Source organism: Oceanococcus atlanticus (assembly GCF_002088235.1).
In the GTDB taxonomy this organism is placed as follows: domain Bacteria; phylum Pseudomonadota; class Gammaproteobacteria; order Nevskiales; family Oceanococcaceae; genus Oceanococcus; species Oceanococcus atlanticus.
In genome coordinates, this window is sequence record NZ_AQQV01000003.1 from 383,057 (window position 1) to 409,333 (window position 26,277).

Annotated in this window: 18 protein-coding genes; 8 read left to right on the plus strand and 10 right to left on the minus strand. The window is 60.4% G+C overall.

What is annotated here, in order from left to right:
• Positions 1 to 92: 92 nt before the first annotated feature.
• The 5 genes from ATO7_RS12745 to ATO7_RS12765 form a co-directional block, all read right to left on the minus strand.
• Entirely contained in the window at positions 93 to 3,191 is a 3,099-nt protein-coding gene (locus ATO7_RS12745) for an EAL domain-containing protein (protein ID WP_083562264.1), read from the minus strand.
• 83 nt (positions 3,192 to 3,274) lie between these two features.
• Positions 3,275 to 3,823 (minus strand): DUF4124 domain-containing protein, encoded by a 549-nt coding sequence (locus ATO7_RS12750; protein WP_158523206.1) that lies wholly within the window; start codon positions 3,821 to 3,823, stop codon positions 3,275 to 3,277.
• Between the two features lie 92 nt (positions 3,824 to 3,915).
• Positions 3,916 to 7,299, minus strand: a complete 3,384-nt coding sequence (mfd, locus tag ATO7_RS12755; protein WP_083562267.1) for a transcription-repair coupling factor — start codon at positions 7,297 to 7,299, stop codon at positions 3,916 to 3,918.
• Positions 7,296 to 8,426, minus strand: a complete 1,131-nt coding sequence (locus ATO7_RS12760) for a 3-deoxy-7-phosphoheptulonate synthase (RefSeq protein WP_083562269.1) — start codon at positions 8,424 to 8,426, stop codon at positions 7,296 to 7,298. The genes mfd and ATO7_RS12760 overlap by 4 nt, the downstream gene beginning before the upstream one ends.
• The gene (locus ATO7_RS12765) at positions 8,423 to 8,788 is read right to left on the minus strand and encodes a 4a-hydroxytetrahydrobiopterin dehydratase (RefSeq protein WP_083562271.1); all 366 of its coding nucleotides are present in this window, start codon (positions 8,786 to 8,788) and stop codon (positions 8,423 to 8,425) included. The genes ATO7_RS12760 and ATO7_RS12765 overlap by 4 nt, the downstream gene beginning before the upstream one ends.
• Positions 8,789 to 8,901: 113 nt before the next feature.
• Between ATO7_RS12765 and orn the strand changes: the two genes are divergently transcribed.
• Positions 8,902 to 9,453: an oligoribonuclease gene (orn, locus tag ATO7_RS12770; protein WP_083562273.1), complete on the plus strand. Its 552-nt coding sequence runs from the start codon at positions 8,902 to 8,904 to the stop codon at positions 9,451 to 9,453.
• 54 nt (positions 9,454 to 9,507) lie between these two features.
• Here the strand turns inward: orn and ATO7_RS12775 are convergent, their stop codons facing one another.
• Positions 9,508 to 9,828, minus strand: coding sequence for an H-NS histone family protein (locus tag ATO7_RS12775; RefSeq protein WP_146680339.1), 321 nt, complete (start codon positions 9,826 to 9,828; stop codon positions 9,508 to 9,510).
• A 244-nt stretch (positions 9,829 to 10,072) separates the two neighbouring features.
• Between ATO7_RS12775 and ATO7_RS12780 the strand changes: the two genes are divergently transcribed.
• Positions 10,073 to 10,423: a hypothetical protein gene (locus ATO7_RS12780; RefSeq protein WP_146680340.1), complete on the plus strand. Its 351-nt coding sequence runs from the start codon at positions 10,073 to 10,075 to the stop codon at positions 10,421 to 10,423.
• Between the two features lie 6 nt (positions 10,424 to 10,429).
• Here ATO7_RS12780 and ATO7_RS12785 read toward each other — a convergent pair whose 3' ends face one another.
• Genes ATO7_RS12785 through dusB form a run of 3 tightly spaced genes read right to left on the minus strand, consistent with a single transcriptional unit; the run spans position 10,430 to position 15,842 of the window.
• A complete protein-coding gene (locus tag ATO7_RS12785; RefSeq protein WP_083562279.1) occupies positions 10,430 to 13,576 on the minus strand; it encodes an efflux RND transporter permease subunit in 3,147 nt (1,048 codons plus the stop codon).
• Complete coding sequence (locus ATO7_RS12790; RefSeq protein WP_083562282.1) at positions 13,569 to 14,834, minus strand: HlyD family secretion protein; 1,266 nt, start codon at positions 14,832 to 14,834, stop codon at positions 13,569 to 13,571. The genes ATO7_RS12785 and ATO7_RS12790 overlap by 8 nt, the downstream gene beginning before the upstream one ends.
• Before the next feature lie 27 nt (positions 14,835 to 14,861).
• Positions 14,862 to 15,842: a tRNA dihydrouridine synthase DusB gene (dusB, locus tag ATO7_RS12795; protein WP_146680341.1), complete on the minus strand. Its 981-nt coding sequence runs from the start codon at positions 15,840 to 15,842 to the stop codon at positions 14,862 to 14,864.
• Between the two features lie 178 nt (positions 15,843 to 16,020).
• On the opposite strand from dusB, the gene carA reads away from it, so the two are divergent.
• From carA to ATO7_RS12825, 6 genes are read left to right on the plus strand one after another with little or no spacing between them, the layout of a single operon-like run.
• Positions 16,021 to 17,133 (plus strand): glutamine-hydrolyzing carbamoyl-phosphate synthase small subunit, encoded by a 1,113-nt coding sequence (carA, locus tag ATO7_RS12800; protein ID WP_206044921.1) that lies wholly within the window; start codon positions 16,021 to 16,023, stop codon positions 17,131 to 17,133.
• Positions 17,134 to 17,189: 56 nt separating this feature from the next.
• On the plus strand, positions 17,190 to 20,414 hold the full coding sequence (gene carB, locus ATO7_RS12805) for a carbamoyl-phosphate synthase large subunit (RefSeq protein WP_083562288.1): 3,225 nt from the start codon (positions 17,190 to 17,192) through the stop codon (positions 20,412 to 20,414).
• Complete coding sequence (greA, locus tag ATO7_RS12810) at positions 20,411 to 20,887, plus strand: transcription elongation factor GreA (RefSeq protein WP_083562289.1); 477 nt, start codon at positions 20,411 to 20,413, stop codon at positions 20,885 to 20,887. Before carB ends, greA begins: the two co-directional genes overlap by 4 nt.
• Before the next feature lie 9 nt (positions 20,888 to 20,896).
• Complete coding sequence (locus tag ATO7_RS12815; protein ID WP_083562291.1) at positions 20,897 to 21,541, plus strand: RlmE family RNA methyltransferase; 645 nt, start codon at positions 20,897 to 20,899, stop codon at positions 21,539 to 21,541.
• Positions 21,542 to 21,571: 30 nt separating this feature from the next.
• Entirely contained in the window at positions 21,572 to 23,512 is a 1,941-nt protein-coding gene (ftsH, locus tag ATO7_RS12820) for an ATP-dependent zinc metalloprotease FtsH (protein ID WP_083562293.1), read from the plus strand.
• A gap of 45 nt (positions 23,513 to 23,557) precedes the next feature.
• Complete coding sequence (locus ATO7_RS12825; protein ID WP_083562295.1) at positions 23,558 to 23,956, plus strand: RNA-binding S4 domain-containing protein; 399 nt, start codon at positions 23,558 to 23,560, stop codon at positions 23,954 to 23,956.
• 26 nt (positions 23,957 to 23,982) lie between these two features.
• Here ATO7_RS12825 and ATO7_RS12830 read toward each other — a convergent pair whose 3' ends face one another.
• Entirely contained in the window at positions 23,983 to 26,211 is a 2,229-nt protein-coding gene (locus ATO7_RS12830; RefSeq protein ID WP_083562297.1) for an NADP-dependent isocitrate dehydrogenase, read from the minus strand.
• Positions 26,212 to 26,277: the final 66 nt, after the last annotated feature.

A 26,277-nucleotide genomic window follows, 5' to 3' on the forward strand; every position in this document is an offset into this window, starting at 1 on the left:
CGTGTACCTGGAATCAGTGTGATTTCACCGTATCCAGTGCGACATGAGGAAATTGTAAAGTTATGACTTTGGGGATAGCCCGGAGGTCACTTTTACTGATCAGAGAACGGCTTGCGACTCACCGCAGCAACCGCGTCACCTTGTGCATAGTGAATGCCAATTTTCTGCACCAGTTTGAGCAGATTCTCGGAATGAACCTGCGTCACCATGCTTTGTTTGCCCAAGGTATAAACAATGCGATGCAGGGACTCGGTGGCCAGTCGCTCCACCGCGTCGGTGTCGATCTGGCGTGTCAGCAGGGGATCGAAGCGCACCAGCTGCACCGGCAATTGTTTGATCAGCTCGTAACTGCCCGGGCGCGTTGATACACCCGACAGGCTGAGTCGGCACCCCACCTGGCTCATGGTGTGGCAGAACGATCGCACGCTGCTGATTTGTCCCTGAACATCATTTTCATTGAGGTCAAAGCAGATTTTGTCGGGTTTCACACCACTGGATTTCAGATGTTCAAATAGAAAATCCAGAAAATGTGGCGATTGCATGCTGCGAACGGACAATGGGATGCTGCAAAACGCCATCGTAGCCAGCGTATCGGCGTCCTGCGCCAGTTGATTGAGCATGCGCGCAACCATCCAGCGATCGAGCTGCTGGACCAGATCATGTCGCGCTGCGATCGGCATAAACGAGGCCGCGGGTAGCTCAACGCCTTCGTCGTCCTCAAAAGACAACACGGTATCAAAGGCCTGTGTGGCTTCGTTGTTCTGTTGCAGGGGCTGTATTTTCTGGGTGGACAGCCGGAAGCGGTCCTGTGCCAACCCTTGGGTTAAGGCTGCGAGCCAACTGCGTTCATCGCGCAATGGCTGACGCCGTGTTTGAATTTGCGAGGCTGATACGCGTCCACCGCCCTGTTGCTGAGCCTGCTGTGACAGTTCGCTGGCCTGACGCAGCACGTCAACTGCGCGGCCACTTTGTCCGCTGACATGAACCAGCCCGATACTCACGCTCGCCGCATGCTGCTGATCGGCGTGCTCGAATTTCCAACTGCTGATGTCGGCTCGCAACAGTTCCGCGACCACTTGCGCCTCAGCCGGATCAGCGGTGTTGAGCAGGACCGCAAATTTGTCATCGTGTAGACGATAAACCGGATTGGGCTCGCCAACATCGCTTTGTATAAGCCGGCTGAGCTGACGCAAAAATTCATCACCTGCAGCTTTGCCGCTGGTCTTGTTTAGCGTGCTCATCCGGTCAACATCAAGATAGAGCAGGGCGAAGGTGGTGTTGTCTGTTTTGGCCGCTTCACAACGCGCCTGAAGCTCTGCTTCGAAGGCCAGGCGACTCAAGCAACCTGTCAAAGCATCACGTTCAGTTGCTGCCGGATTGTTGTCTTCACGCGTAGCTTTGCCGCGACGGGTCGCGTGGAGTACCAGAACCATCGCCGCGCTGTTGTCCGGGCCAGCCTGCAACACGCGGCGGCTGATCGCAACGGGCCAATTGCGCTGCTGGGCGTCGCGCACGGTTGCAAACAGGGGCGGCTCATCTCGCTGAGAGACGTTCGTGGCGGCTTGAGCCAAATGCCCGAGCGGACGTTTGCCACGCCGATCGAGCACGTTGAAGGTCTTATCGAAGGGGCGGTTTTGCGCTTGCGCAAGGTTATGACCGCACAGTGTTTCAGCGGCACGATTCAGGTATTGAATCTGCCCATCGGCATTGGCGACCACGACAGCATCGGGCAAGGCATCGACCACCGCCCAGCCCGCATCATCATCGCGTGACGCCGAGCGTGCCTGCTGAGCGGCCTGAAAACCTGCATCACGTTTGAGCAACTCGCGCACACGCGCGTGCCGAAGGTTCAGAAGCTGGCTTAGAACAACAAACTCAGCACTACCACCAACCTCGACCGGCGTATCGTCTGCGCTGCTGTCAAGCTGGCGGATCAGCCGCCGCAATGGTGTGATCGACAGTCGCGTGGTCAGCAAGTGGTAGAGCAACACCGCGCATGCCAGCAGGCCAAGGCTGGCCAGCAAGGCCATCCAAAGGCTGCGCGGCAAACCCGCCCACTGCGCCTGGCTGTCACCAAGGATCAGCAGTGTTTTGCCACCCCCCAACTCATACCGGGTGGTGTCGCCGATGCGCATGCCCGCTATGACATTGTTGCTGTCGTCCAGGCCAGCCAAGCCGACATCAGTCAAGGTTTGTTCCAATTTCTCCTGGCTCAGGCTGTCATCAAGCTTCGCCAGCGCGGCGATGCGCGTGTCCCAGTCAGCAACAAGGCTGCGTGCCTGGAGCTTGCGCTGTTCGGCGTCGCGCTTGAGTGCTTGGGCGGCAGCAGCCAGGCGTGCATCAACGCCGCTTGGCTGAGTGAGCGCTACGCCGGCCTTGAGCCCCGGTAAGTTGGTAGCCAATACCCGAGCATCGGTGCCCACAAGTACAAATTCGCCGGTTGAGGGCTGTTTGAGCGCAGCCGGCATCAGCGTCGGATCAAGCAGTACCGCGCTGACCCCGACCAACCGCTCACCACGGCGCAACGGGATCAGGCAAGCCATGACATCCCGGTCCAGATACGTTTCGCGATACACGCCGGACCAGAAGCAGCCACGGTGCCGGTGAGATTGCAGTGCGAGCAGCCAGATGCCGGTGTCTTGTTCAACCGATGAAACCATGACTTGTCCAACGGGTTCTGAAGTCTCCGCGGACGCCGTGTTGCTCAATTGCCAGTAAATAGAGCTGATGCGCTGAGGCAGAGGCTCATTGATGTCAGGCGCGCAAACATCAAGCCAGTCGCCAGATGAACCGCAGCGCTTGGCTGCGCTGAAATAGCGAGGATCAACCCACAGAGCGGCGCCTACAATGGCTTGGCTTTGTTGCGCATTCGCCAATATAGCTCGGCCCACGGCCATGCTTCTGTTGCGCTCTCCCCATACGCTGTCCACGGCCGCATTCAATGCGACGCTGAGGTTTTGAGCCCCCTCAAAAGCGGCTTGAAACGATGCGCGCAGCACGTGTGCTTGCTCTTGCTCCAAGGCTTCATGAGTTTGCTGGAGCGGGGCATACAGCAGCTGCATGTTGACCAGCACTGCGGCACCGCCAACCAATGCGATAAGGCTGAGGTTACGTGCGAGCACACTGAAGCGCAGGCTGCGCAGACCGGGCAGTTTGACACTGCTATGAGGAGGATTTTCGAGTGCACTCATGGCGTAACGTTAGCAATTTCGTGCCGACACCATAAGCACCCGCGCCCAAAGCACGCACATGGCTCTGCCAGAGGGCTTTTGAATTAAGAGTTCAGCTCACTGAAACGTCGGAGGTCACGCTCAAATTCAGCTTCGAGTTTGTTGCGCTCTGCGCGCATTGCATCCAGCGCAGCCTGACTGCTGCGCACCACGGTTTCATGCTCCAGCAACTGATTTTGCGCTTGTGCCGACACCGTTTGGCCGGCGCGCAAGGTTTGCTCGATACGCTCACGCATTGTGCTCAGCGCGTCTTGGCTCTGCGCCAGAGCGCGTTCCGCAATGGCAAGGCGTGCATCGAGCACTGCAAGCTGTTCGTTGCGACGAGCTACGATTTCGTCGGTGTTGGCGTAACGACTAAGCAACTGCTCATCCTGGCGGCGTTGCGCCTCCTTGCTTTGAGCATCAGCGGCTTGTCGGATTGTCTCATCCGCCGCGTCTTCCGAAGGGGTGCCCAGTATGCTGACCACACCGTGCTCATCGACAACCTCGATATCCGTCTGGGTGTGTTTAGCCGGCAGGTGATCGCTGTAATGAACTTGGCCTTGCTGGTCGACCCAACGGTAGGTCTTTGCCGCGCTAGGCTGTGCACTCATCACAGCCAACGCAGCCCCACACAACAGGTGGGCAAAACCGATACGCATCCATGCATTCCGTATTTCTGAATGCATCGATGATAGCGCATCAATCAGCCAGGTGTGGGGCCGCTCAGTGCCGTCAGTACGCTTACAATCGCCTCACGCCGGTCGCTCAGTTTAAGCATGGTGAGCTGGATATCCAGACGTTTGTCGCCATGCAGGCGGTACAGCCTGGGGTTGGACTGAATCAGGCCTATGACACGCTCTGGGTCGATCGCATCCGGATTGCCGAAATGCAACCGCGCGCCCTCATCCATGGCCTCAATGCGAGCCAGTTGCAGCGGCTCTGCAGCGACCCGAACAGCATGCACCACGAACAGGTTCTCGCTGGCCTCCGGCGGGAGGCCAAAGCGGTCGATCAGTTCAATCTTGAGTTCGTCAAGTTCAGCGGCCGTGGTGGTGTTGTTGATGCGCTTGTACAACACCAGACGAGTATTCACGTCAGGGATGTAGTCATCCGGCAGCAGGGCAGCAACGCCAAGATCAACCTCCACGCCCGCACCGTCATCCAGACCCACGTCTGGGATTTCACCGCGCTTGAGCGCGCGCACGGCGCGATTGAGCATGTCGGTGTACAAGGTGAAACCGATTTCCTGAATCTGGCCGCTTTGCTCTTCGCCCAGCAGTTCGCCGGCACCGCGTATTTCCAGATCATGGGTGGCCAGCTGGAAACCGGCGCCAAGCTCACCCATGGCCTCAATCGCGGCCAAACGCTGTTCTGCATCCTTGGTCAGCTGACGCTTGTCCGGCACCAACAGATAGGCGTAAGCGCGGTGGTGTGAACGCCCGACACGCCCACGCAACTGGTGCAACTGGGCCAGTCCCAGATGATCCGCCCGGTTGATGATGATGGTGTTGGCGTTGGGGATGTCGATGCCCGATTCGATAATGGTGGTAGCGACCAGCAGATTGAAGCGGTTGTGATAGAAATCCAGCATCACCTGCTCAAGTTCGCGCTCATTCATCTGCCCATGGGCCACCGCGACGCGGGCTTCCGGCACGATCTCACGCACCTCATCGGCAATGCGCTGTATGTCCTGCACGCGGTTGTGCAGAAAATAGATCTGGCCGCCACGCTTAAGCTCGCGCTGGCAAGCCTCGCGGATGACCGCATTTTCCCATTCGCTGACAAAGGTTTTGATCGCCAGCCGGCGGGTTGGCGGTGTGGCGATGATCGACAGATCACGCAGTCCGCTCATGCTCATATTGAGCGTGCGCGGGATCGGTGTAGCGGTCAGCGTGAGCATGTCGACCTCGGCCCGCAACGCTTTCATGCGCTCTTTGTGGCGCACCCCGAAGCGCTGTTCCTCGTCGATGATGACCAGGCCCAGATCCTTGAATTTGACGTCTTTCTGGAGCAGCCGGTGGGTGCCGATCACGATGTCGACCTGACCGTCGGCGAGCTGAGCGAGCAGGCCGTCCTGCTGCTTGGCTGATTTCAGCCGCGACAGCCCCTCCACGCGGATCGGCCAATCGGCAAAACGATCCAGAAAAGTCTGCAGATGCTGGCGCGCGAGCAGGGTGGTGGGCACCAGGACGCAGACCTGACGCCCGGCCTGAGCGGCGACAAAGGCGGCGCGCAAAGCGACTTCAGTCTTGCCGAAGCCGACATCGCCGCAAACCACCCGGTCCATGGGCTGGGCCCGGGCCATGTCGCCCAGCACATCGCCAATGGCCTGGGCCTGATCTTCGGTCTCGGTGAACGGAAACCCGCTGGCAAAGCGTTCGTACTCGTAGATGTCGGCTTCGGTTTCGCGCCCCTGGCGCGCCGCGCGTCGGGCCTGAATCTCGAGCAGCTCTGCGGCCACATCGCGGATACGTTTGGCGGCTTTTTCGCGGGTCTTTTTCCAGCGGTCAGAACCCAGCCCATGCAACGGCGGATGTTCCGAATCGCCACCGGTATAGCGGTGCACCAGATTCAGACTGGTGACCGGCACGTAGATGCGGTCGCCGCCCTTGTATTCGAGGGTCAGAAATTCCTGCTCGAGATTGCCGACATCCAGCTTGCTCAAGCCCTGGTACAAACCCACACCATGATCGCGGTGCACCACCGGCATGCCGATGGACAGGTCATTGAGATCTTTGAGCAGGGATTCGGCATCGCGGCCGGCCTTGCGCTTGCGGCGTACCGGCGGGCGAGGGCCGAACAGATCACCCTCGGTCACAACCCGGATTGCACCGTCCTTGAGGCTGCAGCCGCGCTCAAGATTGCCGGCGGTGAGGCCGTAGCGGTTACGCGCCGCAATAAAATCCGCCCAGCTGTCCTGACGCTTGGCGGTAATGCCATGCTCGCCAAGCACCTCCGCCAGCTTTTCGCGACGGCCGGCGGAGGCGGCCACAAAAAGGACCCGCTCGGCAGACTCGATGGCCTCGAGCACGCGTTTGGGGTGCTCCGCTGACACCGTCTGGGCGCTGATCTCAAGCGCTGCAGCAGGTGCCGCGGCCTCGGCGCGGTGCGCCGCGAAGCCGGCCATGGCCTCGCGCGCCTGTTGCGGTGACAGAAAAACCTCTTGCGGCGCCAGCAAGGGGCGCTCGATATCGTGCCCGCGTTCGTCATGCCGCGAGATGATCTGATCCCAATGCTGCTGCAAGGCGCTGTCGTCGCAGCACAGACTGACCATGCATGTTTCAGGTAGATAATCGAACAGCGTGGCGGTGCTGTCGAAGAACAGCGGCAGGTAATACTCGATGCCGCCAGGCGCCACGCCCTTGCTGATATCGGCATAGATGCGGCTACGGTGAATGTCGCCGGGGAAACGCGTGCGGTAGCGTTCCCGGAAGTGCTCGATGGCGCTCTTGTCGAGTGGCACTTCACGCGTCGGCAGCAGGCGAATGGCCTCGATCTTGTCGCTGGAACGCTGGGTGTCCGGGTCGAACAGGCGGATGCTGTCGACCTCGTCATCGAACAGGTCGATACGAAACGCCGAGCGCTCCCCCATCGGGAAGATATCCAGGATGGAGCCGCGCACCGCGTATTCACCATGGTGATAAACCTCACCCACGGCCGAATAACCGGCCGCCGCCAGACGGCTGCGTTCCTGTTCCAGATCAAGCCGCTGGCCCTGTTTGACGAACAGGGCGCGTTGGCCGAGGTAATCCTGCGGCGGCAGACGCTGCATCAGACACGACGGCGATGTCACGATCACGCCGCTGTTCATCTGGCCCAGCTGATAAAGCAGGCCAAGCCGTTCGGAAATCAGCTCCTGATGCGGCGAATATAGGTCGTAAGGCAGGGTTTCCGGGTCCGGAAAATGAACCACCTCCAGCCCGTTGGCATAGAAGCGCAGCGCCTCTTCCAGACGATAGGCGTCCTGCTCGTCAGCCGCCACGACCAGCAGCGGTCTCCGGCTGCGCTGGGCTGCATCACACAGCCCGGGCGCCAGACGGTCAATCGGGTAACGGCCGTAATTCGCCGGCGGGGTGTCGGTACTCACGAATCGATCTGATACCGCTTGGCCAGTGCCTTGCGCGCGTCATACGCCTGTCGCGCGATCTTCACATCGTCCATGAAGTGCTGCAGTTCATTCATGTGCAGCGCTTGTGGCCCGTCGACCAATGCCACCGAAGGCTTGGGGTGAAAATCGACCAGCACCATGTTGGCGCCGGCAATCACACCCTGTGCGGTGGCATGAAACACGTCGAGCAAACCGTCCGGCGCGCGTGAACGTGTGCCCACCGAGTGCGACGGATCGATACACACCGGCATGCGGGTCAAGCGCTTGACCACCGGCACATGCGAGAAATCGACAAAATTGCGGTGCGGGTCGCCCATATTGGTTTTCATACCGCGCAGGCAGAAAATCACGTTGCTGTTGCCTTCACTGGCCAGATATTCGGCCGCATTGAGTGATTCTTCCAGGGTGATGCCGAAACCGCGCTTGAGCAGCACCGGAAACTCCTGCTGTCGGCCCACCGCCTTGAGCAGTTCGAAGTTCTGCGTATTGCGCGTGCCGATCTGCAGCATCACTCCGGTGGGATGACCGGTTTTCTCCAGCGCGGTGTAGATCTCGTCGATGTGCTTTTCGTGCGTGATCTCCATGGCGATCACCTTCATGCCGTGCTTGCCGGCCAACTCGAACACCCACGGCAGACACTCCGCACCATGGCCCTGGAAGGAATACGGATTGGTCCGCGGTTTGTAGGCGCCCATGCGGGTGCACACCTGGGCATCACCCTGCAGCTGGGTCAGCGCGTGCATCATCTGATCCACATGCTCAGGCACATCCACCGCGCACAGACCGGCGAACACGTTCAGGTTGTCCTGGGCGAAACGCACGCCGTTGTAGGTGAACTCGCTGGGGCGCTGATCGTCGGCATGGCGGCCCAGAATGCGATAGGCCTCGGAGATGCGCACCACACGTTCAACACAGGGCAGGGCCGCCATGTCATCACGTGGCAGCGTGGCGGTGTCACCAAGCAGATAGATCTCGGTCAGCACCTGCTGGGCGCCTTTGACCTGATGAACGCGAAAATCGACGTTGTCCAGGCCATCAAGCTGCTGGAGCAGGGCGCGGTAATCGGCACTGCCGTGATCGGTGTTGGGATGAAGAATCAGAATCATGGTGCAAGCTCTTCGGTGCGCAGCAGGGCATCGACCTTGGCTGCACAAATCAAATCGTTCTGGGTGATGCCCGAGGCCGCGTGGGTGGTCCAGTACACCGTGCACGCGCGATACCCGAAATGGATATCCGGATGATGATTTTCCTGATGGGCGATCCATGCCACCGCATTAACGAACGCGGTGACCTGATAATAATTGCGAAAGCTGAAACGGGCGCTCAGCGCTGGCGACTGATCCAGCGTGTCGACGTGCCAGCATTCGGCCAGTGCGTTCAAGCCGGCCTTTAGCGCAGGCTGATCAAGCGGCGCAATGCCGCCTTCGCAGGCCACGCAGCGTTGTTGATGCAGGGCAACTTCGCTCATGCTCAGCCCGTCTCGCCGTCAATCAGGGCGCGCAAACATAGCAGTGACCACGGTCAAGCTCAATTTGTGGCGCATGCATATTGCATAATGCGGCCCTTTGCACGGGAGCGCCGATGAAGTCGAATGACAACCTGATCTGGATCGACCTGGAAATGACCGGGCTGGATCCGCAACGTCACCGCATCATCGAAATCGCCACCATCGTCACCGACAAGCACCTCAACACCCTGGCCGAAGGGCCGGTGCTGGCCATCCACCAGCCTGACGCCGAGCTCGACGCCATGGACGACTGGTGCACGCGCACGCACACCGGTTCAGGGCTTGTTGCCCGCGTACAAAGCTCGAATGTGAGCGAACGCGAGGCCGAACAGCAAACGCTGGATTTTATTGCGCGCTTCGTAGATAAAGGTGTATCGCCGATCTGCGGCAACAGTATCGGGCAGGACCGGCGTTTTTTGGACCGCTACATGCCCGAATTGGAAGCCTATTTCCATTACCGCAATCTGGATGTCAGCACGCTCAAGGAACTGGCCCGGCGCTGGGCACCTGAGGTGCTTGCGGGTTTCAACAAACAATCAACCCACCTGGCGCTTGACGATATTCGTGATTCCATCGATGAATTGCGCCACTACCGCAGCCATTTATTCAAACTGGGCGCCGATTAACAATCGATATCGCCCATAAAAAAGGCCGGGATAACCGGCCTTTTTTATACCTGATCAGATCGCCAGGGTTTCCATCTTGCCACCTTTTTCCAGGTGATCCGCGACCCAGCGAGGCTTGCGCCCCCGTCCTGTCCAGGTCTGCGAGGGGTCTTTGGGATTGCGGTACTTCGGCGCAACAGAGCCTTTGCCACCTTTGCTGCCCTTGCTGGCACTGCGCCCCGGCAGGTCATCCAGGGTCATGCCATGCTCGGCCAACAGTGCTTTTACTTTGTTGACGACTTCGCGCTTTTGTTCCTGCTTCTTACGCACCATTTCCGATTGAATATCGGCTTGCAAAGCGGCCAGCTCTTTTACGCCCAGTTTTTTCAGATCCATACCTGTTTTCCGTTTTGACATTTGTATTTAAAGCCTCAATTTGCTTGATGCGGCGGCGATGATACGAGTTTTCTATCGATTTCGATAGGTTTGCGGTATTTGCAGATCACAGTCATATGACGAAAACCGCAATATCTGAGTTCCCTCGAACAAGCACGCGCAGACCCAATCAGGCACGGGCGTTGAACCACTTCCTGCTCACTTTGCTCTATTCTTTCAGCCCATCGCTCGCGAGATGATCAGCATGAACGTACTGGTTCTGGCTTTGACGACGGCACTGCTCAGCAGTGTTATGACCTGGTGCGTGGCTTATCTGCTTTACCGTGCCCGCATGCGTGCGCAAATCACGCAATTGCGCCTGGAGCTGGCCGAGGAGCTGGAAGAACGCGTGCGCCGTGGTGCGCTGGCTGCGGGCGAGGAGTTGCTGCCGGAATTTCGCCGCGAGGTGACCGAAGGCTTTCGCGAGGCCATGCGCGGTGTGGCCCGCGGTGACATGGCCAAGGAAATGGCCCGCACCGGCGCAGAAATTGTCGGCGGAAGCCTGGACACGCTATTCGGCGCCGCCAAGAAGCGCAGCACCTTCCGCCCCTGGTAAACCGCCTCAGCGCTGTTCGCTGATGGCCGCTTCAGCGCGGCGCGGCCAACGGCTCACCGCCTGCTCATAAAGACTCAGCAAGGTCGGCACCAGAATCAGCACCAGCGCCGTGGCAAAGGCCAGGCCGAATGTGATCGAGGTGGCCATCGGAATCATGAAACGTGCCTGCAGGCTGGTTTCAAACATCAACGGGGTCAGCCCGGCGATGGTGGTCAGCGATGTCAGCATCACCGCGCGCAGGCGCTGACAACTGGCTTCGATCAAAGCCTCCTGGACCTCAAGGCCTTTCTCGCGCAGCTCCTTATAAAAGGCGACCAGGATGATCGAGTCGTTGACCACAATGCCAGACAGGCCGAAGAACCCGAACAGCGACAGAATGGTCAGATCCAGTCCCATCAGCCAGTGACCGAACAGTGCACCGACCAGACCGAATGGAATGATGCTCATCACCACCAGCGGCCAGCCGTAGGAGCCAAAGACCCAGGCCAGCACCAGATAGATCATGGCCAGACCGTAAATCAGCCCCCGCTGCATGTCGCCCAGCGTCGCGGCCTGATCCTCGGCCTGACCGGTGAAGGCAAATTGCACCGGGTAGCGGGTTGCCAGCTCGGGTAGCACCTTGCTCTGCAGGTCCGCGCGGATCAGGTTGGCATTGGCGATGCTTTCAATCACATCACCGGTGACCTTGATCGCCAGCTGCCCGCCGGCATGGCGCAAACGCTCAAACCCGCGTCGTGCATGCAGATCGACAAGATTGCCCAATGGCGCCGTCTGGCCGCTGGGCAGGCGGATGGGCAGGCTGTCCAGGCCGCGCAGATGGTCGCGCTCTGCATCCGCGCCGGTCACCCGCACTTCCACCTCGTCACCGGCGATCTGGATGATCTGCACGATTTCGCCTTCAAAGCTGGCGCGCAGCTGTTTGCCGATGTCGGCAGTGCTCAGGCCCAGCGCTTTGCCCACCGGATTGAGTTCAAAAATGACTTGCTCGCGGCCGTACGGAGTGTCGTCCTCCACGCCGGCCACACCCGGCGTCGCGCTCAGCACTTCGGTAAGTTCAAGCGCGGCCTGCTTGAGCGCGGTGGCATCGTGCCCGCTGATGCGGATTTCCAGGTCGCGGCCGGGCGGCCCCAGAGACGGCTCAAACACGCCGAAGCTGTCCATTTCTGGGCGTCGCACCACTCGTGATTCCAGCTCCTGGATGAACTGGGTGTTGCGCACATCACGGTGATCGGATTCCAACAGTTCGATCTGGATATGGGCGTATTGATCACCGGTGCGGGTGAAGTTGGTCCCCGGCTGTATCGCCATGCCCAGGCGCGTGACCGCCGTACGCACCAGACCGCCCCCCAGGGCCTCATCGGTTGCACGAATCTGGGCTTCGATCTCAGCCATGTAGCCCGACATGCGCTCGCGCGGTGTTCCGGCGGCGAAGCCGGCATTGGCAATCAGCATGTTGACTTCGGGGGTGGGGAAGAACACGAAGCCGATGCGCCCACCGGCCATCAGGCCAAAAACCAGCATGAGGGAGCTCAGTGCACCCGCAACCACCAAACGGCGGTGATTCAGCGCATGCCGGATGACCGGCCGAAAGATCTCATCGCGGAAACGATCAAACGCTGCATTGAGGCGGCCTCGCAGGGCGCTCTCGGGGCGGTGATGCTGACCAACAAACGCGTGCCGCAGGTGTCCCGGAAGAATCAGGAAGCTTTCGATCAGGGAGGCGATGATGACGCATACGATCACCCAGGGGATGGCCCCAAGTATCGCTCCGATGTAGTCACCGATCAGCATCAGTGGCAGGAAAGCGGCAATGGTCGTCAGCGACGACGATATCACCGGCCAGAACATGCGCCGGGCACCACCTTCGGCGGCCTGCAGAGGTGCACCCCCTTGCTGGTAGTGGGTGAGGGCGTCTTCACCGACCACGATGGCGTCATCCACGATGATGCCCAGCGCCATGATCAAGGCAAACAGTGAAATCATGTCGATGCTGCCCCCGATCAGGTACAGCACCATCAGGGTGGCCATAAACGATACCGGGATGCCCACGGTGACCCAAAAGGCAACCCGCCCGGTCAGAAAAACGAACAGGATGAGCACCACCAGCACCAGCCCACTGGCGCCGTTCTTGACCATCAGGCTGATGCGTTCCTGCAGCGGCTTCCATTGTTCGTCATACACGCTGATTTCAAAGCCAGGCGGGATCTGCTGGCGAAAATCGGCCAGCCAGCTGTCGACCGTGCGTGCCATGTCCAGCGTATCGTCCGTGGACGAGCGATACAGGGCCAACTCCACCGCGGTCTGACCGTTCATGCGCATGGTCAGCGAACCATCGCGAGCGCGCCGCGATACGGTGGCCACATCGCCCAGTGTCAGGACGCTGCCATCGGCCTGGCTGTACAGCGGCAAACGTTCGAAGCCGAGTTCCGAACGGCGCTTCTCGACGGCGCGCAATTCGCGCGAAATATCCGCCTGCCCGAGTTCACCGGCCGGCACATCCTGGCTCTGGCTGCGCACGCGTGCCGCAATATCCGGCAGCGACAAGCCCAGTTCATGCAGGGTCTGGCGCTCAACCTGAATGGCGATTTCCTCTTCCGGCAGACCGATGATGCGGATTTCCGCAATGCCTTTGGCCAGCAGCTCCTGCTCCATGCGCCGGGCAATCGGGCGCAGCTCGGCCAGGCTTTCCGAGCCGGTCACCACCAGGCGGCTGATCAGTTCGCGGTTTTCCAGAATCGTGATCACCGGATCTTCGGCATCCTGCGGCAGGTTGCGAATTCCGGTAATCGCCTGATCCACCTCATCGGCAGCGGCGTTGAGGTTGGTGCCAGTTTCAAACCGCAGCCACACGCCGCCCCAGCCACGCTTGGACACCGAGGTCATTTCGCGCACCCCGGCGATGTTGCGCACCTTGTCTTCGATAACGTTGACCACGGCTTCTTCAACGTCTTCGGCACTGGCGCCGCTCCACGGCACCACGATGTTGATGTAGTCGATGGAAAAGGTCGGAAACAGCTGGGTGTTGAGCTTGCTCAGTCCCCACAGCCCCGCCATCAGCATCATGACCATCAGCAGATTGCAGGCCACCGGATGCTGGGCGAACTGTCCGATCAGATCATTGCGGTGGCGCCCCGCTGCATCGCTTTCATTCATCGCTGATGACCTGAACCTTCAGACCGCTGATCGCATTGGGCAGCTGTGTGGTGATGATGCGATCGCCGGCCTGAATGTCGGCGCTGCGCACCAGCAGCTGCGGCGGGCTTGATAGCCCATCCTCGGCGCTATGAAAGTCGCCCAGATTCTCAACCGTCAGACTCTCCAGACGGCCGTCATCCCTGACCCGAAAAACACGGGAAAGGTCATACAGCGCCGTGAAGGGCACCGCCACGGCCTGCGCCTGGGGCGGCAGATCCAGCTCCAGACTGACATTGGCATCCACTGCAACCGCGGCGCCGGCCACCCGGAAAAACGCGTACTGCCCCCCGCCGCCCGCGCTGGCGGCCAGGCGCAAGAACTGGGCCGGCAGGCGCTGCCCAGCCGACATCACCTGGGCGCGAATGAGCTGCCCCTGCTGCAGGGCCTGTTTGAGCGCGGGGACATAGCGATTCGGCACTTGGGCACGAATTTCCACGCGCGACTGATCATAGACGTCGATCAACGGCTGCCCCGGAGTCACCCGGTCGCCCGGCGCCACGTGGGTTTGCACCACGGCGGCATCAAACGGCGCGACGATCTGGGTACGCTGCAAATCCAGCTCGGCGCGCCGCAGCTGCGCCTCTGCGCTGGCTACCTGCGCCTTAAGCTGGCGGGTTACGGCATCGGCCTGCTGCACCGCAAGTCGGCGCTGTTCCAGTGCAATTTTCTGGCGCTGGTGATTCTGCTTGGTGGAATCAAGCTCGGCCTCCGACAAAACCCCTTGCTGGCGCAGACGCACCGCCCGAGCAACCGCGCGCTCGGCCAACGACAGCAAGGCTTGTTCATGCTCCAGCGCGGCCTTGTTGCTGCGCCGCTGTTCGGCGTCCAGGGCCAACTGGGCCTCGGCCTGGGCCAGTTGGGCGCGCGCCTGACTGAGCGCAATATCCGCTTCTGCCGGATCCAGTTCGATAAGCAGTTCGCCGTGTGGTCGGTGATCCCCCGCCAGCGCATGCACAGCCAGCACGTCAGCCGCCACGGCTGCGGTCATGCGCGCCCGCGCCGGAGACTCCGCCGTGCCGTACAGCAGCAGGCTGGGGCGGCGCGGCGCGGGCTCCACCGTGATCGCCCGTACCGTGTACACCGGCTCCTGCGGCGGATTGACCTGAGCATCCGGCTTGGTTACGACAAGCAGGCTGACCAGCACCACGGTCAGCACCGCGATGATCAGCGCGGCGAGATTTTTGCTCAGTCCAAAAGGCAGTTGTGTGGTCGGCATCGATGTCAGAACGGGAAGAGGGTCAGATCAGGCGGCCTCGGCCACCAGCAGTGATTCGAGTCCGGCAGCCAGCATGTCGCGCTGGGCTTCGGCGCAGTCCAGCTTCATCAGCTCGCGCCGTAACAGCGCGCCACCCGGCCAATGTTCGAGATACCAGGTGATGTGCTTGCGGGCCACGCGCACACCGCCTTGCGGGCCGTAAAACGCGTGCAGCGCCGCGATGTGCTGATTGATGGTTTCGGCCTGTGTTTGCAGTGCTGGGTCAGGCAGGTCTTGCTCGGCATCGAGCAGGGCGCGAATCTGGGCGAACAGCCAAGGACGCCCCTGCGCGCCACGACCAATCAGCAAGCCATCAGCACCGCTGTGCGCCAGCACCGCGCGGGCCTGCTGAGCGCTACTGACATCACCATTGGCCAACACCGGAATGCTGACCGCGCTTTTCACCGCCCGAACGGTGTCGTGCTCGGCCTCGCCACGATAGGCGTCAGCACGGCTGCGCCCATGCAGAGCCAGGGCCTGAATGCCACAGTCTTCGGCCAGCCGGGCAATGCGCAGGGCGTTGTTATGCTCGCGGGTCGGTCCGGTGCGAAATTTCAGTGTGACCGGCACATTCACCGCTTTGACCACGGCCTCAAGAATCTCGGCCACCAGCGGTTCATCGGCCAGCAAGGCCGACCCCGCCGCCTTGCGGCACACTTTTTTGGCCGGACAACCCATGTTGATGTCGATGACTTCGGCGCCCAGATCAGCGTTGCGCCGTGCCGCGTCGGCCAGCATCTGCGCATCGCCGCCAGCGATCTGCACGATGCGCGGCCCAGCCTCACCGGTGAAGTCCATACGCAGCCGCGATTTGCGCGAGTGCCACAAGCTGGCATCGCTGGTGAGCATCTCCGCCACGGCATAGCTTGCGCCCCATTCGCGGCAGATCTGCCGGAACGGGCGGTCGGTGATGCCGGCCATGGGCGCGAGCGCGACCGGGCCATCGAAGGAGTAAGAAGCGAGCTGCATCCGCGTATTGTAAGGAATTGCGCCAAGCCCGCCGCAGGCAGAACACCGTGGCAGCTGCATTTCAGGCAAAACACCTATGCTGCGACGATCAAGTCGGGCTATAATTCGTCGGATCGCGGGGGCTTTCGCCCCCCTTTTTTTGCCCACAGTTTGTGGACCTGCGAGGGATTGTCCGGATTTGAGTCGTAAAAGCGCTATTCTCGCCCTGGCTGACGGGACCGTTTTTGAAGGTCAGGGATTTGGTGCCGACGGTCATCGCGTCGGTGAAGTTGTCTTCAACACTGCCATGACCGGTTATCAGGAAATCCTTACGGATCCGTCCTACGCCGGCCAGTTCGTGGTGCTGACCTATCCGCATATTGGCAATGTGGGGGTCAACCCGGAAGACGCCGAATCAGATGGTTTGCACCTGGCTGGGTTGATAACCCGCCTGCCGCCGCGCAAACCTTCCAACTGGCGCACCACGCAGACGCTGGAAGATTACATGGCCGAACATGGGCGGCCAGGGATCTGCGACATCGACACCCGCCGCCTGACCCGGATCCTGCGCGATCACGGTGCCCAGAACGCCTGCCTGGTGGTCGGTGATGAACTCAGCGCGGAGCAAGCCATTGCCAAGGCGCAGGCTTTCTCCGGCATGCAGGGTGCGAATCTGGCCAGTGAAGTCAGCTGCAGCGCCGCACATGCCTGGGCCGAAGGCTTGTGGCGGCAGGCACCGGCAGCACCCAAATACAAAGTCGTGGTCTACGATTTCGGCGTCAAGCGCAACATTCTGCGCGAGCTGGTACATCTGGGTTGCGACCTCACCGTGGTGCCGGTCTCGACACCGGTTGAAGAAGTGCTGGCCATGAAACCTGATGGCGTCATGCTCTCCAACGGCCCCGGCGACCCCGAACCCGTCAGCAATGGTATCGCTGCGGCCAAACGCCTGATGGCTGAAAAGCTGCCCGTTTTCGGCATCTGCCTGGGTCATCAGATCCTGGCGCTGGCCAGCGGTGCCAAGACGCTGAAGATGAAGTTCGGCCACCACGGCGCCAACCACCCAGTCCAGGATCTGGACAGTGGCCAGGTCTGGATCAGCTCGCAGAACCATGGGTTTGCAGTGGATGAGTCCAGCCTGCCAGACACCCTGCGTGCAACCCACCGCTCGCTGTTCGACGGCAGCCTGCAGGGCATTGCCCGCACCGACTGCCCGGCATTCAGCTTCCAGGGGCACCCGGAAGCCAGTCCCGGTCCGCATGATGTCAGCCCCTTGTTTGCACGCTTCGTGCAGATGATGGACGCCGCCTGAACCCACCATGATTTTCGCGTCCGCTCATTAGAGCGGGCGTTTGCTCGACGAGAACGATGCCCAAAAGAACCGACATCCAAAGTGTACTGATCATCGGCGCCGGCCCGATCGTGATTGGCCAGGCCTGTGAGTTCGACTACTCCGGTGCTCAGGCCTGCAAAGCGCTGCGTGAAGAGGGTTACCGGGTAATTCTGGTGAACTCCAATCCGGCCACGATCATGACCGACCCGGATCTGGCCGACGCCACCTATATCGAACCGATCACCTGGCAGGTGCTGGAAAAGATCATCGACAAGGAGCGCCCGGACGCGCTACTGCCGACGATGGGCGGCCAGACCGCGCTGAACTGCGCGCTGGATCTGGCCCGCGAAGGCGTGCTCGAGCGCTATGGCGTGGAAATGATCGGCGCGTCGAAAGATGCCATCGACATGGCCGAGGACCGCGAGAAATTCCGTGAGGCAATGAACGAAATCGGCCTGGAATCAGCTCGCAGCCTGCTCGCGCACACCATGGAAGAAGCGCGCGAAGCACAAAAGGAAATCGGTTTCCCGACCATTATCCGGCCGTCCTTCACCATGGGCGGTTCCGGCGGCGGCATCGCCTACAACCCGGAAGAGTTCGAAGAGATCGTGGCCCGCGGCCTGGATCTTTCGCCCACCGATGAGGTGCTGCTGGAAGAATCGCTGCTCGGCTGGAAAGAGTATGAGATGGAAGTGGTGCGCGACCGCGCCGACAACTGCATCATCATCTGCTCGATCGAAAACTTCGACCCCATGGGCGTGCACACCGGCGACTCCATCACGGTGGCGCCGGCGCAGACCCTGACCGACAAGGAATACCAGATCATGCGCGACGCCTCGCTGGCGGTGCTGCGCAAGATCGGCGTCGACACCGGGGGCTCCAACGTTCAGTTTGCGGTCAACCCCAAGGACGGACGTCTGGTCATCATTGAGATGAACCCGCGCGTGTCGCGCTCTTCGGCCCTGGCCTCCAAGGCCACCGGCTTCCCGATCGCCAAGGTCGCCGCCAAACTGGCCGTCGGCTACACCCTGGACGAGCTGCAGAACGAAATCACCGGTGGCGCCACCCCGGCATCGTTCGAGCCAGCCATCGACTACGTGGTCACCAAGGTGCCGCGTTTCACCTTCGAAAAATTCCCTCAGGCCGATGCCCGTCTGACCACCCAGATGAAATCGGTGGGCGAGGTGATGGCAATCGGACGCAGCTTTCAGGAATCGCTGCAAAAAGCCATGCGCAGCCTGGAAATTGGCTCCTACGGCTTTGAAACCCAGGTCGCCGGGCTGGCCGATAACGAGCGCGATGAACGCATTCGCGAGGAACTCTCGGTCCCGCAAGCGCACCGCCTGTGGTACGTCGGCGATGCCTTCCGGCATGGCTACAGCCTTGAAGAAGTACATGAATACTCCTCCATAGACCCTTGGTTCCTCGAGCAAATTCAGGAAATCATCGAGGCTGAGAAGGGGCTGGTCGGGCGCAATCTGCTGGATCTGGGCGCGGATGAGCTGTTCCGCCTCAAACAACTCGGCTTTGCCGACCGCCGCCTCGGCAACTTGCTCGGCAGCGATGAGGCCACCGTGCACCTGCGCCGCAAGGAACTCGGCGTGCGTCGCGTGTTCAAGCGCGTTGACACCTGTGCGGCCGAATTCCCGACCTCCACCGCATACATGTATTCGACGTTCGAGCAGGAGTGCGAAGCCGCGCCCAGCGAACGCAAGAAAATCATGGTGCTGGGTGGCGGGCCGAACCGCATTGGCCAGGGCATCGAATTTGACTACTGCTGCGTCCACGCCGCACTCGCCCTGCGTGAGGATGGTTATGAAACCATCATGGTCAACTGCAACCCGGAAACCGTCTCCACCGATTACGACACCTCCGATCGTCTGTACTTCGAACCGCTGGTGTTCGAGGACGTGATGGCGATCGTCGAACTCGAAAAGCCGGTCGGCGTGATCGTGCAGTTTGGCGGACAAACCCCTCTCAAACTGGCCCGCGCACTGGAAGCGGCAGGCGCGCCGATCATTGGCACCTCGCCCGATTCCATCGATCTGGCCGAGGACCGCGAACGCTTCCAGCAACTGGTCGAAGAACTCAAGCTCAAGCAGCCCAAGAACCGTATCGCCAATTCCTCCGATCAGGCTCAAGTTCTGGCTGAAGACGTTGGTTTCCCGCTGGTCGTGCGCCCGTCCTACGTGCTGGGCGGTCGTGCCATGGAAGTGGTCTACGACCTGGAAGATCTGCGCCGCTACATGGACGAAGCCGTGCGCGTGTCCGAATCCAGCCCGGTGCTGCTCGACCGCTTTCTGGAGAGCGCCATCGAAATTGATGTCGATGCGGTCAGCGATGGCGAAAATGTCGTCATTGCCGGAGTCATGGAGCATATCGAGCAGGCCGGCGTGCATTCCGGCGATTCCTCATGCTGCCTGCCTCCGCATTCGCTCAAGCCGGAGATTGAGGCAGAACTGTGCAAGCAGGCCACCGCGCTGGCCCGCGCATTGGGCGTCAAAGGCCTGATGAACACGCAGTTCGCAGTGCAGAATGACGAGGTCTACCTGCTTGAGGTCAACCCGCGTGCATCGCGCACCGTGCCGTTCGTGTCCAAAGCCATCGGTGCGCCGCTGGCCAAGATCGCGGCCCGCTGCATGGCCGGCCAGAGCCTGCCGGATCAGGGCTTTACCGAAGCCGCGCGCCCGCCATATTTCTCGGTCAAAGAATCGGTCTTCCCGTTCAACAAGTTCCCGGCTGCCGACCCGATTCTGGGGCCGGAGATGAAATCCACCGGGGAGGTGATGGGTATTTCGCGCAGCTTCGGCGCTGCCTTTGCCAAGGCCCAGGTCGCCAGTAACGTGAATTTGCCCACCTCCGGCGGCGTGTTACTGTCGGTGCGTGACAGCGATAAAGCTGCTTTGGCCAGCCTCGGTCGCAAGCTGGCTGACCAGGGCTTCACCATCTATGCCACGCGCGGAACTGGCGTGGTTCTGGCTGAAGCCGGCATTGGCTACGAAAAGATCAACAAGGTCAAGGAAGGCCGCCCACATTGCGTTGACCTGATCAAAAACGGCCAGGTTGCGCTGGTGGTCAACACCGCTGAAGGCAAGAAATCGATTGCCGAATCGCATTCGATTCGCTCCGCAGCCCTGCATCACAAGGTGGCGTATTTCACCACCATCGCGGGTGCCGATGCGGCTTGTCTGGCCATGGACTATCTGGACAATTTCGAAGTGAATCCGCTCAAGGATCTGCACGGAGAACTGAACGTATGAGCAAAACGCCCCTGACTGTGCGCGGCGAACAGCTGCTGCAGGACGAACTCAAACGACTGAAATCCGAAGACCGCCCGCGTGTGATTGCCTCCATCGCTGAAGCGCGTGAGCACGGCGACCTGAAAGAGAACGCCGAATATCACGCCGCGCGTGAGGAACAGGGTTTCATCGAAGGGCGTATCGCCGACATCGAAGGCAAGCTGTCCAACAGCCAGGTAATCGATGTCACCAAGCTGCCGCAGAACGGTAAGATTGTGTTCGGGGTCACCGTGGATCTGGTCGACGTCGACACCGAGGAAGAACTCAGCTATCGCATCGTGGGTGAGGATGAGGCCGACGTCAAAGCGGGTCTCATTGCGTTCTCGACGCCGATTGCACGCGCCCTGTTGGGCAAGGAAGAGGGCGAAGAGGTTGCCGTGCAGGTGCCCGGCGGCACCCGTCGCCTGGAAGTCCTGGAAGTGCATTACAAATAGCATGCGCCGATGAAGCGCCGCGGCTCCAGCGGGCGCTGGCTTGACCGTCAGCGCAAGGATCAATTCGTCAAACAGGCCCAGGATGGCGGCTGGCGCTCTCGCGCCGTGTTCAAACTGGAAGAAATCGACAAGCGCGACCAGCTCATACGGCCCGGCCAACGCATTGTCGATCTGGGCGCTGCGCCCGGAGGCTGGTGCCAGTACGCCGCACGCAAGCTCAAAGGGCAGGGCACCATCATCGGTCTGGATCTGTTGCCGATTGATGCGCTCGACCATGTCGAGCTTATCCAGGGCGATTTTCTGGATGACGAGGTGCTCGCCGAACTGTCCGACAAGGTCCAGAACAAACCGCTGGATCTGGTGCTCTCGGACATGGCGCCCAATTTCAGTGGTATCCGTGATGCCGATCTGGCCCGTTCCTATGAACTTGCGGAATTGGCGCTGGATTTTGCGGTCAAACACCTGGGTCAAGGCGGTGCTTTTCTGGTCAAGGTTTTTCAGGGCGCGGACTTCGAGTCATACCGCGATCAGTTGCGTGCCGCCTTCGCCAAAGTTGCCATACGCAAGCCCGGAGCATCACGTGCCGAAAGTCGTGAGTTGTATTTGCTGGCACGCGACCCCATAAGTGATCACAATGAGCAAGAGCAAGACTGATATTCCGTTGCGGAATTCCCTGGAGCGCAAGTGAACGATCTCGCCAAAAACCTGTTGCTGTGGATAGTCATCGCCGTCGTGCTGATGGCGGTGTTCAGCAGTTTTTCCCCCAACGCGGGTGTCGCTGAGTCGATCAGCTACTCGCAGTTCCTGCAGCAGGTTGAGAATGGCAACATTCGTCAGGTCTCGCTGGAAGGGCAAAACATCCGCGGGGAAACCTCGGGTGGGATGCGTTTCTCGACCTACAGCCCGGAAACCAGCAACGAAGCCATGATTGGCACCTTGCTCGATCACAATGTGTCGATCGTGGGCGAGCCGCCCAAAGGGCAGCCGTTGCTGCTGCAGATTCTGATTTCCTCATTCCCGATCCTGCTGTTGATCGCGGTGTGGGTGTATTTCATGCGCCAGATGCAGGGCGGTGGCGGCCGCGGCGGCGCGTTGAGTTTCGGCAAAAGCCGGGCACGCATGCTCAATGCGGACCAAGTCAAAATTACCTTTGACGACGTGGCAGGCGTTGAAGAAGCCAAGCAGGAAGTCTCCGAACTGGTTGATTTCCTCAAGGATCCGGCCAAATTCCAGCGCCTGGGCGGTAAAATTCCGCGCGGCGTGCTGATGGTCGGCTCACCCGGTACTGGTAAGACCCTGCTGGCCAAGGCCATCGCAGGTGAGGCCGGAGTGCCGTTCTTCACCATTTCCGGCTCCGATTTCGTGGAGATGTTTGTCGGTGTCGGCGCATCACGTGTGCGCGACATGTTCGAGCAGGCCAAAAAGCAGGCGCCGTGCATCATCTTCATCGATGAAATCGATGCGGTAGGTCGTCATCGTGGCGCCGGTCTGGGCGGCGGTCACGATGAGCGTGAGCAGACCCTCAACCAGCTGCTGGTCGAGATGGACGGTTTCGAAGGCAACGAGGGCATTATTGTCATCGCCGCGACCAACCGTCCGGACGTGCTCGACCCGGCGCTGCTGCGCCCGGGTCGCTTCGACCGTCAGGTTGTGGTGCCGCTGCCGGATGTGCGCGGCCGCGAGCAGATTCTCAAGGTTCACATGAAGCCGGTGCCGCTGGCTGGCAACGTTAAGCCGGACATTCTGGCCCGCGCGACCCCTGGTTTTTCCGGCGCCGACCTAGCCAACCTGGTCAACGAAGCTGCGTTGTTCGCCGCGCGGGCGGACAAACGGCTGGTCGACATGGATGACTTCGAGCGCGCCAAAGACAAGATCATGATGGGCGCCGAGCGCAAATCCATGGTCATGTCCGAAGACGAAAAGCGCCTCACCGCCTACCACGAGGCCGGGCACGCGATCGTCGGCCTCAAATCCAAGGAACATGATCCGGTCTACAAGGTCACGATCATTCCGCGTGGTCGGGCCCTCGGCGTCACCATGTTTCTGCCCGATGAAGACCGCCACAGTTACACCCGTCAGCGCCTGATGTCGCAGCTCGATTCGCTGTTTGGCGGGCGCATCGCCGAGGAAATGATCTTCGGCGCGGATGCGGTCACCACCGGGGCGTCCAACGATATCGAACGGGCCACCGACATTGCCCGCAAGATGGTTACCAAGTTCGGTATGTCTGATCGTCTTGGGCCACAAAGCTACAGCGAAGAAGACGGCGAGGTCTTTCTCGGCCGCAGTGTGACCCAGCACAAGCAGATGTCGGATGAAACCGCGCATGTGATTGATGAGGAAATCAGTCGCCTGATCGATGACAGCTACAAACGCGCTCAGACCATTTTGAAAGATCACGAAGAGATCTTGCACATGATGGCCGATGCGCTCATGAAGTACGAAACCATCGATTCCAAGCAGTTGGCTGAACTCATGCAAGGCCGTCCGCCGGGGCCGCCCGACAGCTGGACCGACAATGACAACAACGGCAATGCGCCGCAGGCCAGCAGTGATGACGCGGCCGATGCCAAGGCCAAGCCTGACGTGCCACCGCCGGGTGCAGACCCGGCTGGCCAGCACTAAGGCCGAGATGACAAGCACCGCCCGCTTTGCCGGGCGGTTTTGTTTATGAGCCAAAGCGATACAGCGCGCGCGGTGCGCATCGATAAATGGCTGTGGGCCGCGCGTTTCTACAAAACCCGCAGCCTCGCTGTGGATGCCATCAAGCAGGGCCGGGTGCAGTGCAACCGTGAGCGCCCCAAGCCCAGCCGCATGCTGCGCGTTGGCGACGCGCTGGTGATCGAGAAGGGCGATCTGCGCTTTGAGATCGCGGTGTTGGAGGTGTCCGAGCAGCGCGGGCCGGCACCCGTCGCCCAACAGCTTTACCGCGAGTCCGAAGAAAGCCGACGCCAACGCGAGCAGCAGTCTGCACAACGCCGCGCTCAACGCCTGAGCGCACCACTGCCGCCACAAACACGGCCCGACAAGCACGCACGCCAGCGCATCCGACGCTTGCTGGGCAAATAAAAGGGCCCCGCAGGGCCCTTGGCAGTTTATCCGTTGATGATGCTGTTCAAGGTTTCGCTGGGACGCATGACCTTGACCAGTTTCTCGGTGTCAGGCCAGTAGTAGCCGCCGATATCCACCGCTTGCCCCTGTACAGCGTTGAGCTCTTCGACGATGCGCTGTTCGTTGTCGGCCAGCGCTTTGGCCAAGGTCTCAAAATGCGCTTTGAGCTCCGCGTCTTCGTCCTGAGCAGCAAGGGCTTCAGCCCAATACAAAGCGAGATAGAACTGACTGCCACGATTGTCCAGCTCGCCAGTGCGGCGTGACGGACTCTTGCCACTGTCGAGCAGCTTGCCCGTGGCTTCATCCAGGGCTTTGGCCAGCAGATTGATGCGCGGAGAATCATACTTTTCCGCCAACCCCTCAAAGCTCGCGGCCAGCGCCAGAAATTCACCCAGCGAATCCCAGCGCAGATGGTTTTCCTCGACCAGTTGCTGCACATGTTTCGGCGCGGAACCGCCGGCACCGGTTTCGTACAGACCGCCGCCTTTCATCAGCGGCACGATGGACAGCATCTTGGCACTGGTGCCCAATTCCATGATCGGGAACAGGTCCGTGAGATAGTCACGCAGAATGTTGCCGGTAGCGGCGATGGTGTCCATACCCCGCACGCAGCGCTCCAGGGTGTAGCGCATGGCACGAACCTGCGACATGATCTGGATATCCAGCCCCTCGGTGTCATGATCCTTGAGGTAGGTTTCAACCTTCTTGATCAGCTCGTTCTCGTGCGGGCGATAGGGATCCAGCCAGAAAACCACCGGCATGCCCGAAGCGCGGGCGCGATTGACTGCCAGTTTGACCCAGTCGCGGATCGGCTCATCCTTGACCTGGCAGGTTCTCCAGATGTCGCCCTGTTCAACCTGGTGCGACATCAACACCTCACCGGTGGCATTGTCCACCACCCGTGCCTCGCCATCCTGCGGCACCTCGAAAGTCTTGTCGTGCGAACCGTATTCTTCCGCCTTCTGCGCCATCAGGCCGACGTTAGGCACGGTACCCATGGTGGCCGGATCAAACGCACCATTGGTTTTGCAGAAGTTGACCACCTCCTGATAGATGCGTGCGAAGGTGCTTTCGGGAATCACCGCTTTGGTATCTTTGGGGCGGCCGTCGGCGCCCCACATCTTGCCGCCGGCGCGGATCATCGCCGGCATCGATGCGTCCACGATCACGTCGTTGGGGGCATGCAGGTTGGAAATGCCCTTGGCCGAATCGACCATCGCCAGCTCTGGGCGGTGCTCATGGCAGGCATGCATGGATTCAATGATCTCTTCGCGCAGCGAACCGGGCAGGGCCTCGATCTTGCTGTACAGGTCGACCAAACCATTGTTGACGTTGACGCCCACTTCATCGAACCAGAACTTGTGCTTTTTAAAGGCGTCTTTGTAGAAGGTACGCACGGCATGACCGAAGACGATAGGGTGCGAAACCTTCATCATCGTGGCTTTGACGTGCAGGGAGAACATCAGGCCGGTCTTGCGCGCATCTTCCAGCTGTTCTTCGTAAAACTCGACCAGCGCCTTCTTGCTCATGTACATGCTGTCGATGACTTCCCCGTCAAGCAGGGGAATCTCCGGCTTAAGCACATGCACATCACCATCCTTGGTGACCAATTCCATACGCACGCTGCAGGCCTTGTCTACGGTGATCGATTGCTCGCTGTCGTAGAAATCGCCATGCCGCATGTGGGCAACGTGAGTGCGAGAAGCCATGCTCCATTCACCCATGCTGTGCGGGTTCTTTTTGGCGTAATCCTTGACCGCCTTGGGCGCGCGTCGATCGGAGTTGCCTTCGCGCAGAACCGGGTTGACCGCGCTGCCAAGCACTTTCGAATAGCGCGCTTTGATGTCCTGGTCTTTTTCGTCCTGCGCATCCACCGGATAATCCGGAATTGCATAACCTTGCTGCTGCAACTCAGCGATGGCACTTTTGAGCTGTGGCAGCGATGCGCTGATGTTCGGCAATTTGATGATGTTGGCGCTAGGGTCTTGGGTCATGTCACCCAGTTCTGCCAGCGTATCGGGCACACGTTGTTCTTCGTTCAGATATTCCGGAAAGGCTGCGAGGATACGGGCAGCCAAGGAAATATCCGTGGACTCCACCTCAATGCCGGTCGGCGCTGAGAACGCCCTCACGATGGGTAGAAACGAGGCCGTGGCCAGCATCGGAGCTTCGTCGGTAATCGTGTAGGTAATGGTCGGTTTTTCAGCGCCCACAGTGGTCTCCAGTCGTGGTTTGTACGAGTGCGATCCGGTCTCCGTATTCTACGCCTTCGGCGCCTG

Coding starts and splice junctions, on each gene's coding strand:
- ATO7_RS12745 (WP_083562264.1), bottom strand. CDS start 3,191: ATGAGTGCACTCGAAAATCCTCCTCATAGCAGTGTCAAACTGCCCGGT.
- carB (WP_083562288.1), top strand. CDS start 17,190: ATGCCCAAAAGAACCGACATCCAAAGTGTACTGATCATCGGCGCCGGC.
- ATO7_RS12815 (WP_083562291.1), top strand. CDS start 20,897: ATGAAGCGCCGCGGCTCCAGCGGGCGCTGGCTTGACCGTCAGCGCAAG.
- ATO7_RS12750 (WP_158523206.1), bottom strand. CDS start 3,823: ATGAGTGCACAGCCTAGCGCGGCAAAGACCTACCGTTGGGTCGACCAG.
- ATO7_RS12760 (WP_083562269.1), bottom strand. CDS start 8,426: ATGATTCTGATTCTTCATCCCAACACCGATCACGGCAGTGCCGATTAC.
- ATO7_RS12825 (WP_083562295.1), top strand. CDS start 23,558: ATGAGCCAAAGCGATACAGCGCGCGCGGTGCGCATCGATAAATGGCTG.
- ATO7_RS12785 (WP_083562279.1), bottom strand. CDS start 13,576: ATGAATGAAAGCGATGCAGCGGGGCGCCACCGCAATGATCTGATCGGA.
- dusB (WP_146680341.1), bottom strand. CDS start 15,842: ATGCAGCTCGCTTCTTACTCCTTCGATGGCCCGGTCGCGCTCGCGCCC.
- ATO7_RS12775 (WP_146680339.1), bottom strand. CDS start 9,828: ATGGATCTGAAAAAACTGGGCGTAAAAGAGCTGGCCGCTTTGCAAGCC.
- orn (WP_083562273.1), top strand. CDS start 8,902: ATGAAGTCGAATGACAACCTGATCTGGATCGACCTGGAAATGACCGGG.
- ATO7_RS12765 (WP_083562271.1), bottom strand. CDS start 8,788: ATGAGCGAAGTTGCCCTGCATCAACAACGCTGCGTGGCCTGCGAAGGC.
- ATO7_RS12790 (WP_083562282.1), bottom strand. CDS start 14,834: ATGCCGACCACACAACTGCCTTTTGGACTGAGCAAAAATCTCGCCGCG.
- ATO7_RS12780 (WP_146680340.1), top strand. CDS start 10,073: ATGAACGTACTGGTTCTGGCTTTGACGACGGCACTGCTCAGCAGTGTT.
- greA (WP_083562289.1), top strand. CDS start 20,411: ATGAGCAAAACGCCCCTGACTGTGCGCGGCGAACAGCTGCTGCAGGAC.